The following is a 13,790-nucleotide window of genomic DNA, read 5'->3' as shown; positions in this document are numbered from 1 at the left end:
GTGAATGCAGTGCCCTTGGGGAAGCCTTTTTTCAGTCCGCGAACTCAACAACTGAATGCTAGATTTCGCGACATACGCTGCACATCGGGCTAGTCCTCTCCGATCCGCGCAAGGCATAGGACTAGGCCCATTTCTTGTTTATGGCCCAGGCAGCCCCAGGAAAGGTGTCCGCAGACGGGCCTGCCTTGAAGAAAGCACGGAAGGAAAAATGAGGGACGACGCCTCTGGCCTCGCGCGGTTGGGGCGCCAGGCAAGGATCAATTCATGAGTGCCGCGCCCCGCAGAACGGCGGGCGGGAAGACGGGGCCGCAGCCGCGACCCCGGAATGGCCAGGTAGCGCCGCGGTCCGCAGCGCTACCCCGTGATCAAGCCGCCTGGATCGACAGCGGCACGCCCGGCTGGCTGGCCGAGCGCGTGCCCGGCAGCGGATGACAGGACTGCGGATGATAGGTGTGCACCAGCGACAGCTTGACGCGGTCGCTGCTGTTGCCCTGGGCCGCGTGCAGCGTGCGGCAATGGAAGAACACCACGTCGCCTGCCTGCAGTTCCGGACAGACCGCGCGCGCGATCCATTCGGCGTTCTGGGGCGCGTCGTCCCGGAAGAACTTCTGCGGGTCGAACTGTTCAGGCGCGAAGGCGGCAGCGTGCGAACCTGGGATGAACGACAGGCCGCCGTTGGCACGGGTTTCCGGGCCCAGCGCCAGCCAGGTGGAAACCAGATCCGTGTCGGAAAACGACCAGTAGCGGATGTCCTGGTGCCAGCCCGTCAGGCTGCCGTAGGCCGGGCGCTTGGTCATCACGCAGTTGTGGTGCACGGTGGACAGCACCGGCGTTTCGCCGAAGTAGCGTCCCAGCCACTGGCCGATGCGGGCATCGGTGGCCCATTGCGTGAACAGCGGATCGCGGGCGTAGGCGCTCAGCAGGCGACGCACGGTCTGCCCACCTTCGGCGGCGCGCGACTCGGGCGCGCCGGGGTAGCGCAGGTCGGCTTCGTATTCGATGGGCGCGATGTGCTCGCGCAAATGGCGTTCGGCTATGGCGCGCAGCGCCGCCACCTGTTCCGGGCTGGCGAACTGGCGCGCCACCACGAAGCCCTGCTCGCGCAGGACGGCTATCTGATCATCAGGCAACAACATGGCATTCAGGTTGCAGGGGGTTGGGCAGGAGGATTAATACGGGCGGCATCGCGTTCCTGTACCTCATGGTGCACCCATTCGCGCCACACCGCCACCAGCAGGGCCATCAGCACCGGACCGACGAACAGCCCGACGATGCCCATGGTCTTCACGCCGCCCACCAGGCCGAAAAAGGTCGGCAGGAAAGGCAGCTTGACCGGCCCGCCCACCAGCCGCGGGCGCAGGGTCTTGTCGACGATGAAGAGCTCCACGCTGCCCCAGACCATCAGGGCGATGCCCGCCACCACGTGGCCCGAGCCGACCAGATACAGCGACACCAAGGTGAACGACAGCGGCGCGCCGCCGGGTATCAGCGCCATGAAGCCCGTGACCACGCCCAGCAGCACCGGCGATGGCACGCCCGCCACCCAGTAGGCGATACCCAGCACCAGGCCTTCGCCCAGGGCGATCAGGCCCATGCCGGTAACGGTGGAGTTGATGGTGGCCGGCACCACGCGCGAAAAACGCTGCCAGCGCGCGGGCAGGATGCGTTCGCCCAGCACGTCCAGCTGGGCCACCATGCGGATGCCGTCCTTGTAGACGAAGAACAGCGTGATCAGCATGAACAACACCGTCAGCAGCAGCTGGAACACGTTGCCGGTGGCCGCCAGGACCATGCGGTAGATATTGCCCAGGTGCTCGCCGCTGACGGCCTCGACCAGGGCGCCCAGCGCATGCGGCTGGCCGATGTAGGCTTCCCAATACTGGCCCAGGCGCTCGCCCACTACCGGCATGGAGGTGATCCAGTTGGGCACGTCCACGCCATGGCGATTGGCCGCAATGGCCCAGGCGAAGAAGGTGCTGGCTTCCTTGATGGCGTAGGACAGCGCCAGTGACATCGGCACGATCAGCACCACGATCACCACCAGCAGCGCCAGCGAGGCGGCCAGCGCGGTGCGGCCGCCGCAGCGGGCGACCAGGCGTTGGTACAGGGGCCAGCTGGCCAGGCCGATGATGAGCGCGGCGAGCGCGGGGACCAGGAAACCGCTAAGGAAGTACACCCCCGCCAGCAGCACGAGCAACAAAAGCCAACGGGCGATCAGGTAAGCGGGTAGTACAGGCTGCATGGAGCGGATCGACAGTAAGGGCGTTGTAGGCTTTGACTGTCGGACTATACAGACGTTTCATGCAAATCGAGGGACACAAGGCCTGTATTTACTACGGGGTTTCCCGTGCCCCCTGGGCGGAGGGCGCATCCGCCCTCCGTGCCAGACGCTTACAGGGCGTACTCGGCAGCCTCTTCGCGCGCGCTGCGGCGGCGCGGCGGCAGGTATTCCTCCAGCGCCGGCCTGGGCGCGGTGGACGCCAGGGTGTTCGCCTGGCTGACCTGGCGCGCGTAGACGCCGCAGTTGGCGGCCGCCGGATCGGTCTCGTCGCGGCCGCTCAAGAGCGGGCAGCTGGCGAACAATTCGGCGGTCCAGTCGGCAAAGGCGCGCACCTTGGGCGACAACTGGCGGCTTTGCGGGTAGAGCACCGAGATCGCGGTGGGGCTGGGCTTCCATTGCGGCAGCACTTCGATGAGCTCGCCCGATTGCAGGTGCGGCAGCGCCATGTAACGGGCGGTCTGGATCAGGCCGAAGCCCTTCAGCCCGCAATCCAGGTAGGCGCCGGCCTCGTTCACCGACACCACGCCCTTCATTTCCACTTCCTGGTGCTTGCCGTCGACCCTGAAGTCCCAGGCGCAATTGCGGCCGGTACGGCTGGAAAAATAGTGCACGGCGTGATGGTCGCGCAGCTCGTCGATGGTCTGCGGCAGGCCGTGGCGCGCCACATAGGTGGGGGATGCGCAGGTCACGGTCTGCAGCGTGCCGATACGGCGCGCGACCAGGCTGGAATCTTCCAGGTCGCCGGCGCGGATCACGCAATCCACGGCCTCCTGCACCATGTCGACCGGACGGTCGCCCAAGCCCAGCACCAGCTCCACGTCAGGGTATTTGTCGTGGAAATCACACAATGAGGGAATCAGGATCAAGCGTCCGATGCAAGTAGGCACGTCGATGCGCAGCCTGCCCTTCAGGCGCAGGGCCGCTTCCTGGAAGCAGGCCTCGGTTTCCTCGACGTCGGCCAGGATGCGCACGCAGTGCTGGTAATAGCCGGCGCCGTCGGGCGTCAGGCCGATACGGCGCGTGGTTCGGTTGAGCAGACGCACGCCCAAAAGGCGTTCGAGGTTCTGGATGATGGTGGTGACGGTGGTGCGCGGCAGCGAGAGGCTGTCGGCCGCCCGCGTGAAGCTGTTGGCGTCGACGACGCGCACAAACACCTGCATAGCCTGAAAACGGTCCATGGCGACGGTGTCCTTTTGGGAAATAGTCGGTGTGGACGGAGCATAACCCGTTTTCGGCGTTGATTAGTCGACCTTGACGACTAGTGTTGCCGAAACATACGGGTTTATCCGCCCCCCTAAACCGCTCAGAATGCAAACCATCTTGAAGTGCCCTTGCCGCCAGGCGCCGTCAAAGGGCATGCCTACCCTCAGATTCCGGTAACCGCAAAGACCCGCCCCGACCAGGCGCCTTTGCCTGGGATGCGCAGCAGTATTGCATGTTGCATCGCAGCATTTCCACCGGATCCTGAGGACAGGCCTGCCCACACCGCCACGGCCGCCTCCCGCCCCCAAGGCTCCCCCAGGCAAGCGCGCTTTCGCCCCATCATCTCTCAAGGAAACACCATGGTTTCGCGCAATCGTATTGCTGTGCTCGCCGTATTTGCAGCCGTCATCGCCGCCGGCGGCGGTTACGCCCTGTTCCGTGCTCCCGCCGGCGCCAACGCCGCCCAGGCGCAGACCGCCCCCGCCGCGCCCCCGGTCGAGGTAGCCGAGGTGCTCAATAAGACCATCGTGGATTGGCAGCGCTACTCCGGCCGCCTGGAAGCCATCGACCGCGTCGACATCCGTCCCCTGGTGTCGGGCACCCTCACCGCCGTGCACTTCCAGGACGGCAGCATCGTCAAGAAGGGCGACGTGCTCTTCACCATCGATCCGCGCCCCTATGCGGCCGAGGTCGACCGCGCCGCTGCCGCGCTGACCGCCGCGAAAGCCCGCGCCTCGTACACCGCCACCGAACTGGCCCGCGGCCAGCGCCTGCTGACCGATAACGCCATCGCCCGCCGCGACTTCGAGGAAAAGCAGAACGCCGCGCGCGAAGCCGCCGCCAACCTGCAGGGCGCGCAAGCGGCGCTGGACTATGCCAAGCTGAACCTCGGCTACACCCGCATCGAAGCCCCCGTGGCCGGCCGCGTGTCGCGCGCCGAGGTCACCGTGGGCAACGTGGTGGCAGCCGGCGCCGCCTCGGTGCCGCTGACCCGGCTGGTGTCGGTCTCCAAGATGTACGCCTCGTTCGACGTGGACGAGCAGACCTTCCTGCGCTACGTGAACCCCGCGCGCGGCGGCCGCAGCGGCGCCGTGCCGGTGGAGCTGGGCCTGGCCAACGAGGAAGGCTATTCGCGCACCGGTGTCGTGCAGTCCGTGGACAACCGCCTGGACACCACCTCCGGCACGATCCGCGTGCGAGCCGAATTCGACAACGCCGACGGCATGCTGCTGCCCGGCCTGTATGCCCGCGTCCGCCTGGGCGGCAGCGAACCGCGCCAGGCCGTGCTGATCGACGAAAAAGCCATCGGCACCGACCAGGACAAGCGCTATGTGCTGGTGCTGGACGACAAGAACCACGCCGTCTACCGCCAGATCAAGCTGGGCGCCAACCAGGAGGGCCTGCGCGTGGTCGATTCGGGCCTTGCCGCCGGCGAACGCATCGTCGTCAACGGTTTGCAACGCATCCGTCCCGGCGATGCCGTGACCCCCACCGTCGTCCCCATGGTTGCGGCCCAACGCAACCCGGTCAAGACCGCCTCGGCCACGCTGAACTGAGCCGGCGCGTCTAACGAGAACGTTCATGAATATCTCGAAATTCTTCATCGACCGGCCGATCTTCGCCGGCGTGCTGTCGGTCCTGGTGCTGCTGGCGGGCCTTCTGGCCATGTTCCAGCTGCCCATCTCCGAATATCCGGAAGTGGTGCCGCCGTCCGTGGTCGTGCGCGCGCAGTATCCGGGCGCCAACCCCAAGGTCATCGCCGAAACCGTGGCCTCGCCGCTGGAGGAATCCATCAACGGCGTCGAGGACATGCTGTACATGCAGTCGCAGGCCAATAGCGACGGCAACCTGACCCTGACGGTGAACTTCAAGCTGGGCGTGGATCCGGACAAGGCCCAGCAGCTGGTGCAGAACCGCGTGTCGCAGGCGCTGCCGCGCCTGCCGCCGGACGTGCAGCGCCTGGGCGTGACCACGGCCAAGAGCTCGCCCACGCTGACGCTGGTGGTGCACCTGATCTCGCCCAATGACCGCTACGACATCACCTATCTGCGCAACTACGCCATCCTGAACGTCAAGGACCGCCTGGCCCGCATCACGGGCGTGGGCGAAGTGACCGTGTGGGGCTCGGGCAACTATTCCATGCGCGTCTGGCTGGACCCGCAAAAGGTCGCCCAGCGCGGCCTGACCGCCACCGAGGTCGTCAACGCCATCCGCGAGCAGAACGTGCAGGTCGCCGCCGGCGTCATCGGCGCGTCCCCGACGCTGGGCGACGTGCCGCTGCAACTCAACGTGAACGCCCGCGGCCGCCTGCAAAGCGAAGAAGAATTCCGCGACATCATCCTGAAGACCTCGCCCGACGGCGCCGTGACCTACCTGTCGGACGTGGCCCGCGTCGAGCTGGACGCCCAGGAATACGGCTTGCGCTCGCTGCTGGACAACAAGCAGGCCGTCGGCATGGGCATCATGCAGTCGCCCGGCGCCAACGCGCTGGACGTGTCCAGCCAGGTGCGCGCCGCCATGGCCGCACTGGAGCAGGACTTCCCGCCCGGCGTGGAATACCGCATCGAATACGACCCCACGCAATTCGTGCGCGCCAGCATCGAAGCCGTGGTGACCACGCTGCTGGAAGCAATCGCCCTGGTGGTGTTGGTGGTGATCCTGTTCCTGCAGACCTGGCGCGCGTCGATCATTCCGCTGCTGGCGGTGCCGGTGTCCATCGTGGGTACCTTCGCGCTGCTGCTGATGTTCGGCTATTCCATCAACGCGCTCTCGCTGTTCGGCATGGTGCTGGCCATCGGCATCGTGGTGGACGACGCCATCGTGGTGGTGGAAAACGTGGAGCGCAACATCGCGGCGGGCTTGAGTCCGCGCGACGCGACCTACCGCGCCATGCGCGAAGTCAGCGGCCCCATCATCGCCATCGCGCTGACCCTGTGCGCGGTGTTCGTGCCGCTGGCCTTCATGACGGGCTTGACCGGCCAGTTCTACAAGCAGTTCGCCATGACCATTGCCATCTCGACGGTGATCTCGGCCTTCAACTCGCTGACCCTGTCGCCCGCGCTGTCGGCCATCCTGCTCAAGAGCCATCACGACAAGCCTGACTGGCTGACCCGTGGCATGAACCGCGTCTTCGGCCGCTTCTTCAACTGGTTCAACAATATGTTCGGCCGCGCGTCCGAGTCCTACGGCACGGGCGTGGCCAGCGTGATCCGCCGCAAGGCCGGCGCCATGGGCGTGTACGCCGTGCTGGTGGCCGCCACCATCGGCGTCTCCTACCTGGTGCCTGGCGGCTTCGTACCCGCGCAGGACAAGCAGTACCTGATCGCCTTCACGCAACTGCCCAACGGCGCCTCGCTGGACCGCACCGAAGCGGTGATCCGCCGCATGAGCGACATCGCCCTGAAGGAACCCGGCGTGCAGAGCACCATCGCCTTCCCCGGCCTGTCGATCAACGGCTTCACCAACAGCTCCAGCGCCGGCATCGTGTTCGTCACGCTCAAGCCCTTCAAAGAACGCAAGGGCGCGGCGCTGTCGGGCGATGCCATCGCGGGCTCGCTCAACCAGAAGTTCGCAGCCATCCAGGACTCGTTCATCGCCGTGTTCCCGCCCCCGCCCGTGATGGGCCTGGGCACGCTGGGCGGTTTCAAGTTCCAGATCGAGGACCGCGGCGCCGCCGGCTACGCCGAACTGGACAAGGCCAAGCAAGCCTTCCTGGAAAAAGCGCGCCAGACGCCGGAACTGGGCCCCGCCTTCTCCAGCTACGAGATCAACGTGCCGCAACTGGACGTGGACCTGGACCGCGTCAAGGCCAAACAGCTGGGCGTGCCGGTGACGGAAGTGTTCGACACCATGCAGATCTACCTGGGCTCGATGTACGTCAACGACTTCAACCGTTTCGGCCGCGTCTTCCAGGTGCGGGCGCAAGCCGACGCGCAATTCCGCGCGCACGCCGACGACATCCTGCAACTGAAAACCCGCAACGCCGCCGGCGAAATGGTGCCGCTGTCCTCGCTGGTCACGGTCAACCAGACCTTTGGTCCGGAAATGGTGGTGCGCTACAACGGCTACACCGCCGCCGACATCAACGGCGGTCCGGCGCCCGGCTACTCGTCCGACCAGGCCCAGGCCGCGGCCGAACGCGTGGCCGCCGAGACCCTGCCGCGCGGCATGAAGATGGAGTGGACCGACCTGACCTACCAGCAGATCCTGGCGGGCAACGCCGGCCTGTGGGTGTTCCCGATCAGCGTGCTGCTCGTGTTCCTGGTGCTGGCCGCCCTGTACGAAAGCCTGACCCTGCCGCTGGCCGTGATCCTGATCGTGCCGATGAGCATCCTGGCCGCGCTGACGGGCGTCTACCTGACCGGCAACGACAACAACATCTTCACGCAGATCGGCTTGATGGTGCTGGTGGGGCTGTCGGCGAAGAACGCGATCCTGATCGTGGAATTCGCCCGCGAACTGGAAATGAACGGCCGCAGCCCGCTGGAAGCCGCCATCGAGGCCAGCCGCTTGCGCCTGCGCCCCATCCTGATGACGTCCATCGCGTTCATCATGGGCGTGGTGCCGCTGGTGTTGTCCTCGGGCGCAGGCTCTGAAATGCGCCAGGCCATGGGTATCGCCGTGTTCTTCGGCATGCTGGGCGTGACCCTGTTCGGCCTGTTCCTGACCCCGGTGTTCTACGTGCTGCTGCGCACGCTGGGCGGCAAGACGCTGCACTCGGCCGCACCGCACGAGGCTCCCGTGTGCGTGCCGCACCTGGATCCGAACGCGCCGCCCTCCACGCAACACCAGGCCTGAGCCGGCAGACCAGAAGAAGCATAGTCAGCGCCTCCCGCCCCCGCGGCGGGAGGCGCCCACAAGAGAATAGTCATCATGATCAAAAGACTGACCCGCGGTTCCGCCCTGCTTGCCGTCCTGCTCGTGCTGGCCGGCTGCGCGGTGGGCCCCACCTACGAACGGCCCTCGGCCGCGGTGCCCGCGGCCTTCAAGGAAGCCGCCCTGCCGGCCTCCGAAGCCGGCACCTGGAAGACCGCCGAGCCGTCGGAAGACGCGCTGCGCGGCGCCTGGTGGAAGATATTCGGCGACGAAGGCCTGAACCAGTTGCAGGAAGAAGCCCAGCAGGCCAACCAGAACCTGCAAGCCGCCGCCGCCCGCCTGACCCAGTCGCGCGCGCTGCAACGCGAAGCCCGCGCCGGCTTCTTCCCCAACCTGGACGCCGCCTTCGGCCCCAACCGCCAGCGCCCCTCGGCCGTGTCGCAAGGCTTGCCGGACGGCACCTCGACCAGCCCGGTCACCACCTGGCGCGCGCAAGGCGCCGTGTCCTATGAAGCCGACCTGTTCGGCCGCGTCGCCTCCACCTACGACGCCGCCAGCGCCGACGCCCAGCAAAGCGAGGCCCTGTATCGCTCCGTGCTGCTGGCCCTGCAGGCCGACGTCGCCACCACCTACTTCCTGGTGCGCGAACAGGACGCCGAATCGCAGCTCTACCGCCAGACGGTCAAGCTGCGCACCGACACCCTGCAACTGATCCAGCGCCGCTACGACGCCGGCGACATCAGCGAACTCGACCTGGCCCGCGCCAAGGCCGAACTCGCCAGCGCGCAATCCGAAGCCCTGGGCATCGACCGCCGCCGCGCCGCCTCCGAACACGCCCTGGCCGTGCTGCTGGGCCGCGCCCCCGCCGACTTCGCCATGCCCCCGCAGCCGATCCAGAAGGTCGCGCTATCGATCCCCGCCGGCCTGCCGTCCACCCTGCTGGAACGCCGCCCCGACATCGCCGCCGCCGAACGCGCCATGGCCGCCGCCAACGCCCGCGTGGGCGCGGCCAAGTCCGCCTTCTTCCCGCGCCTGGACATCACCGGCGCCTTCGGCTACGAGTCCTCGGACCTGGGCAACCTGTTCCAGTGGTCCAGCCGCACCTTCCTACTAGGCCCGCTGGTCGGCGCCGCGCTGTCCATGCCCATCTTCGACGGCGGCCGCCGCCAGGCCGGCCTGGACCGCGCCCGCGCCGTCTACGAAGAGGACGTCGCCGTCTACCGCCAAACCGTACTGAACGCATTCCGCGAAGTGGAAGACAACCTGGCCAACCTGCGCATCCTGGCCGACCAGACCAAGGCGCAAGACGCCGCCGTCGACGCCGCCGCCCGCGCTGCGAAACTCTCGCACACGCAATACCGCGAAGGCTCCATCAGCTTCCTCGACGTGATCGAAGCCGACCGCAGCGTGCTGCTGCAACAGCGCGTCTCGGTACAACTGAACGGCGAACAAGCCCGTTCCGCCGTAGGCCTGATCCGCGCCATCGGCGGCGGCTGGGAGAACCCGGTGCCGCCGGAGACGGTGGCGGCCAAATAAAGAGCAAGGCCCGCAAGGGCAAGGGCAAGGGCAAAACAAAAGCGACGGCAACTGCAACCGCAACCAACCACAACCGCCACAGCAAGCCAAAGCGTATGCCCCAAAAGGCCGCCCGCGCGGCCTTTTGGGGCGGGCCCCGCAAGACACGCCAACACCCACTATCCGTGGCCAGAACGCCAAGCACACTGACCGGCCCAGCGCCCGTGAAGATTCAACCGACGGAGCCTGTCGCGTCGGTGGCCTGCGGGGCGCGGGGCGTCGATAAGCCCAACGGAATCCGAAGGAGCCGCCGCAGGCGGTGACGAGGATGAGGCAGGGGCAGTCCGGAGCGAACGCTCCGGACCGCAATCGTTGCCCCGCGCCCCGCAGGCCACCGACGCGACAGGCGTCACAAGAACTCGACAGGCGTCATAAGAACTCGACAGGCGCCACAAGAACGCAACAAACGCTTCAAGAGCCCACACGCCCCCACAAACCCCTCACCCCCCACGCTCCATACCGACGAGCCATCTGATACCCAGCAAACACATAAAACCCATTGCTATTAAGCACCAGCCAAGCCCCCAACCCCGCCAGCAAAGCCACCACAGGCCCGACAGCCCGCACATCCCCCTGCGTCCAGGCAATCACCCCCAGAAACCCAATAGCGATCAACCCCAAGGCCAGCCGCTTCAGCACCACCAGCCCGAACGCGTGCCCGCCCATGAACGCCACCACCCCGATAGCCAACGCCAGCGCCGTCACCGCGCAAACCAGCACCAAGGCAAACGCCGCCAGCGCCGGCCCAGCCGCGCGCAGCAACAGACTCAGCACGCCTATCCCCACGCCCAGCCCGCCCGTCATCACCAGCACCGCCAACACCAGCGGCGACCACATCCCCGGCGGTGCGCGACGCGCATCCATCTCCGCCACGAAGCGATGCATCGCCGCCGACATGGCCGGCCCGTCCTGCTGCGGCAACGCCGCCTCCAGCTTGCGGCACTGCGCGATCAACGCATTCAGTCCCGCCCGCGGCGCGTCCATCAAGACCTCGCCGCGCCAGGCGCGTGTTCCGCCACCGTGCTCCGCAACGCCGCCATCGCCTCCTCCACCGCAATCGGCCTGAACGCGTCCTCGCGCCAGTACATCGCCACCGACCCGAAACCCGACAGACGCACCGGAATGATCCGCATCGCCCGCATCTGCGAAAACCGCAGCGCCGCCCGGTGCGAAGCCACGCCGATCATGTCGCTGTTGTTGATCAGCGTGAGATTGATGGTCACCGAATTGGACTCCACATGGTCTGGCGGCGGCGCCTGCCCCGCCGCGGCCAGCGCCGCGTCCACCGCATTGCGAATGGGCGTGCCCTTGGGCCACAGAATCCAACGGTAGGACAGCAGATCCGGCCAGGACGGCTGCTCGATCGCGAACAGCGGATGGCGCGGCCGCGCCACCAGGTGTATGGGTTCCAGGTACAAGGCCTCGAAGCGGATGGCCGGGTCGTGATGCTCAGGCGCGGAACGCCCCACCACGATGTCCAGGTCGCCCTGCGCCAACTGCGCCAGCAGCAGATCGGTCGTGCCCTCCACCAGCTTCACCCGCGCCTGCGGCATGCGTTCCAGCAGCTTCATCACCGCCAGCGGCACCGTGTCCGACGCCGACGCCCCCGACGCGCCTATCACCACCCGGCCGCCGCCGCCCTCGCGCAGCGCCGCCATGTCCGCGCTGGCGCGGTCCAGCTGCGCTTCCACCCGCTGGGCGTGCGTGATCAGCACGTCGCCATGCGGCGTGGGCCGCAAGCCGCGCGCGTGCCGTTCGAACAGCGGCAGCCCGATATCGTCTTCCAGATCCTTCAGCCACTTGGACAAGCCCGGCTGCGTCGTGTTGAGCATCGCCGCCGAATGGCTGATGTTGCGGGTCTGGGCCAGGCTGAGCAGCATTTTCAGATTGCGCAGGCGCAACCGGTGGGTCCAGTCCATGCAGGCCCTCGTCTCGTCTATGTATATTCTTATTGATATGGATAATAAGATAATTTCATTTCAAAACACATAGCTCCTTACGCATAATCGTCTCCATATCAGGACCAGCCGCGAACCTAGCGGCGGCCACGCGAAGCCGGCGCCAGCCGGACATTCCGGAGACAAGCATGCCCGACGGTCACACCCCCGGCGCGGATCGCGCCGCCTATTACGCACGCATCGCCAGGAAGCACATGGCGCCCCTGTGGGAATCGCTGCACAACCTGGTGCCGCGCGAACCCGCGCCGCGTTGCATCCCCGCCATCTGGAAGTACGAAGACGTACGCGACGACGTCATGGCGTCCGGTTCGCTGATCACGGCGGAAGAAGCCGTGCGGCGCGTGCTCATCCTGGAAAATCCCGGCCTGCCCGGCCAGGCCAGCATCACCCAAAGCCTGTATGCGGGCCTGCAGCTGATCCTGCCCGGCGAGATCGCGCCCAGCCACCGCCACACGCAGTCGGCGCTGCGCTTCATCGTCGAAGGCCGCGGCGCCTATACCGCGGTCAACGGCGAGCGCACCACCATGCATCCCGGCGACTTCATCATCACGCCGTCCTGGACCTGGCATGACCATGGCAACGCCGAGACCGCCGAAGGCGGCGAGCCCGTCGTGTGGCTGGACGGCCTGGACATCCCGCTGCTGCGTTTCCTGGACGCGGGCTTCGCCGAAAACTATCCCTCGGCCACGCAGCCCGTGACCCGCCCCGAGGGCGACAGCATGGCGCGCTACGGCCACAACATGGCGCCCGTGCGCCACCAGACCGCCAGCGGCACCTCGCCCATCTTCAACTACCCCTACGAGCGCAGCCGCGAAGCGCTGGACCAGCTCTACCGCCATGGCGAACTGGACCCCTGGGACGGCGTGAAGCTGCGCTACCTGAATCCGGCCACCGGCGGCTATCCCATGCCGACCATGGCGACCTTCATGCAATTCCTGCCCGCCGGCTTCCAGGGCAAGACGTACCGCAGCACCGACTCCACCGTTTACAGCGTGGTCGAGGGCCGTGGCACCGCCCGCATCGGCGACCAGGAATTCCATTTCGGTCCGCGCGACGTCTTCGTCGCCCCATCCTGGCAGCCCGTGCAGCTGGCCGCGCTGGACGACGCCACCCTGTTCAGCTACTCCGACCGCCCCGTGCAGGACGCGCTGGGCGTGTGGCGCGAAGCGCGCGTCGGCTGAAGCCGGCGTTCTCCTTCTTCTTCCGTTTCAGGCCGGGGCCATGCCAGGCTCCGCCCCGCATTCATCAAAGGTGACCCATGTCTTTCGTCTTCGATCCCGCCGCCCCCGTCGCCGTGCCTGTCGCTGGCAGCCAGGACAGCTTCCCCGTGCGCCGCGTCTATTGCGTCGGCCGCAACTATGCCGCCCACGCCCGCGAAATGGGCTTCGACCCGGACCGCGAACCGCCGTTCTTCTTCTGCAAGCCGGCCGATGCCGTGGTGCCGGTGGCCGAAGGCAGCACGCTGTCGCTGCCCTATCCTTCCGAGACCGCCAATCTGCACTATGAGATCGAACTGGTCGCCGCCATCGGCAAGGGCGGCGCCGACATCCCCGTTGAACAAGCGCTGCAACACGTATGGGGCTATGCCGTGGGCCTGGACATGACCCGCCGCGACCTGCAGATGAAGATGCGCGAAGCCGGCAGGCCCTGGGAACTGGGCAAGGCCTTTGACCTGAGCGCCCCCATCGGCCCCTTGTATCCCGCCGCTACGGTCAATGGCATCGACCAGGCCGCCATCTGGTTGCAGGTCAACGGCGCCGACAAGCAGAGAAGCGACATCGGCAAGCTGATCTGGTCCGTCGCCGAGACCGTCGCCTACCTGTCCAAGTACTTCCGCCTGGAAGCCGGCGACCTGATCTACACCGGCACGCCCGAAGGCGTGGGTCCGGTGGTGCGCGGCGACAAGATGGTCGGCGGCGTGGACGGCCTGGGCACGCTCAGCGTGCAGATGGTGTGAA

General features: G+C 66.9%; 10 protein-coding genes. 5 read left to right on the top strand and 5 right to left on the bottom strand.

Annotation, left to right across the window (positions count from 1 at the left end; genetic code table 11):
• Positions 1–365: 365 nt before the first annotated feature.
• The 3 genes from IPU70_RS14115 to IPU70_RS14105 form a co-directional block, all read right to left on the bottom strand.
• Positions 366–1,136: a phytanoyl-CoA dioxygenase family protein gene (locus tag IPU70_RS14115; RefSeq protein WP_371818945.1), complete on the bottom strand. Its 771-nt coding sequence runs from the start codon at positions 1,134–1,136 to the stop codon at positions 366–368.
• 5 nt (positions 1,137–1,141) lie between these two features.
• Positions 1,142–2,242, bottom strand: coding sequence for an AI-2E family transporter (locus IPU70_RS14110; RefSeq protein WP_207468079.1), 1,101 nt, complete (start codon positions 2,240–2,242; stop codon positions 1,142–1,144).
• 149 nt (positions 2,243–2,391) lie between these two features.
• Entirely contained in the window at positions 2,392–3,459 is a 1,068-nt protein-coding gene (locus IPU70_RS14105; protein ID WP_207468077.1) for a LysR family transcriptional regulator, read from the bottom strand.
• A gap of 384 nt (positions 3,460–3,843) precedes the next feature.
• On the opposite strand from IPU70_RS14105, the gene IPU70_RS14100 reads away from it, so the two are divergent.
• The 3 genes from IPU70_RS14100 to IPU70_RS14090 all read left to right on the top strand — a co-directional run bounded on the left by IPU70_RS14100 (position 3,844) and on the right by IPU70_RS14090 (position 9,835).
• Complete coding sequence (locus IPU70_RS14100) at positions 3,844–5,040, top strand: efflux RND transporter periplasmic adaptor subunit (protein WP_207468076.1); 1,197 nt, start codon at positions 3,844–3,846, stop codon at positions 5,038–5,040.
• 25 nt (positions 5,041–5,065) lie between these two features.
• Entirely contained in the window at positions 5,066–8,281 is a 3,216-nt protein-coding gene (locus IPU70_RS14095; RefSeq protein WP_207468074.1) for an efflux RND transporter permease subunit, read from the top strand.
• A 75-nt stretch (positions 8,282–8,356) separates the two neighbouring features.
• Entirely contained in the window at positions 8,357–9,835 is a 1,479-nt protein-coding gene (locus IPU70_RS14090) for an efflux transporter outer membrane subunit (RefSeq protein WP_207468071.1), read from the top strand.
• A 450-nt stretch (positions 9,836–10,285) separates the two neighbouring features.
• Here the strand turns inward: IPU70_RS14090 and IPU70_RS14085 are convergent, their stop codons facing one another.
• Both IPU70_RS14085 and IPU70_RS14080 read right to left on the bottom strand, forming a co-directional pair.
• A complete protein-coding gene (locus IPU70_RS14085) occupies positions 10,286–10,858 on the bottom strand; it encodes a hypothetical protein (protein ID WP_207468140.1) in 573 nt (190 codons plus the stop codon).
• The gene (locus IPU70_RS14080; RefSeq protein WP_207468069.1) at positions 10,858–11,793 is read right to left on the bottom strand and encodes a LysR substrate-binding domain-containing protein; all 936 of its coding nucleotides are present in this window, start codon (positions 11,791–11,793) and stop codon (positions 10,858–10,860) included. Before IPU70_RS14080 ends, IPU70_RS14085 begins: the two co-directional genes overlap by 1 nt.
• Positions 11,794–11,960: 167 nt before the next feature.
• Between IPU70_RS14080 and gtdA the strand changes: the two genes are divergently transcribed.
• Positions 11,961–13,013, top strand: coding sequence for a gentisate 1,2-dioxygenase (gtdA, locus tag IPU70_RS14075; protein ID WP_207468068.1), 1,053 nt, complete (start codon positions 11,961–11,963; stop codon positions 13,011–13,013).
• 77 nt (positions 13,014–13,090) lie between these two features.
• Complete coding sequence (locus tag IPU70_RS14070) at positions 13,091–13,789, top strand: fumarylacetoacetate hydrolase family protein (protein ID WP_207468066.1); 699 nt, start codon at positions 13,091–13,093, stop codon at positions 13,787–13,789.
• Position 13,790 lies beyond the last annotated feature (1 nt).

Source organism: Achromobacter sp. SD115 (assembly GCF_017355315.1).
Taxonomy (GTDB): domain Bacteria; phylum Pseudomonadota; class Gammaproteobacteria; order Burkholderiales; family Burkholderiaceae_B; genus Achromobacter; species Achromobacter xylosoxidans_B.
Note: the sequence above shows the minus strand (reverse complement) of the source record. Positions and strands in the feature narration are given on the sequence as shown.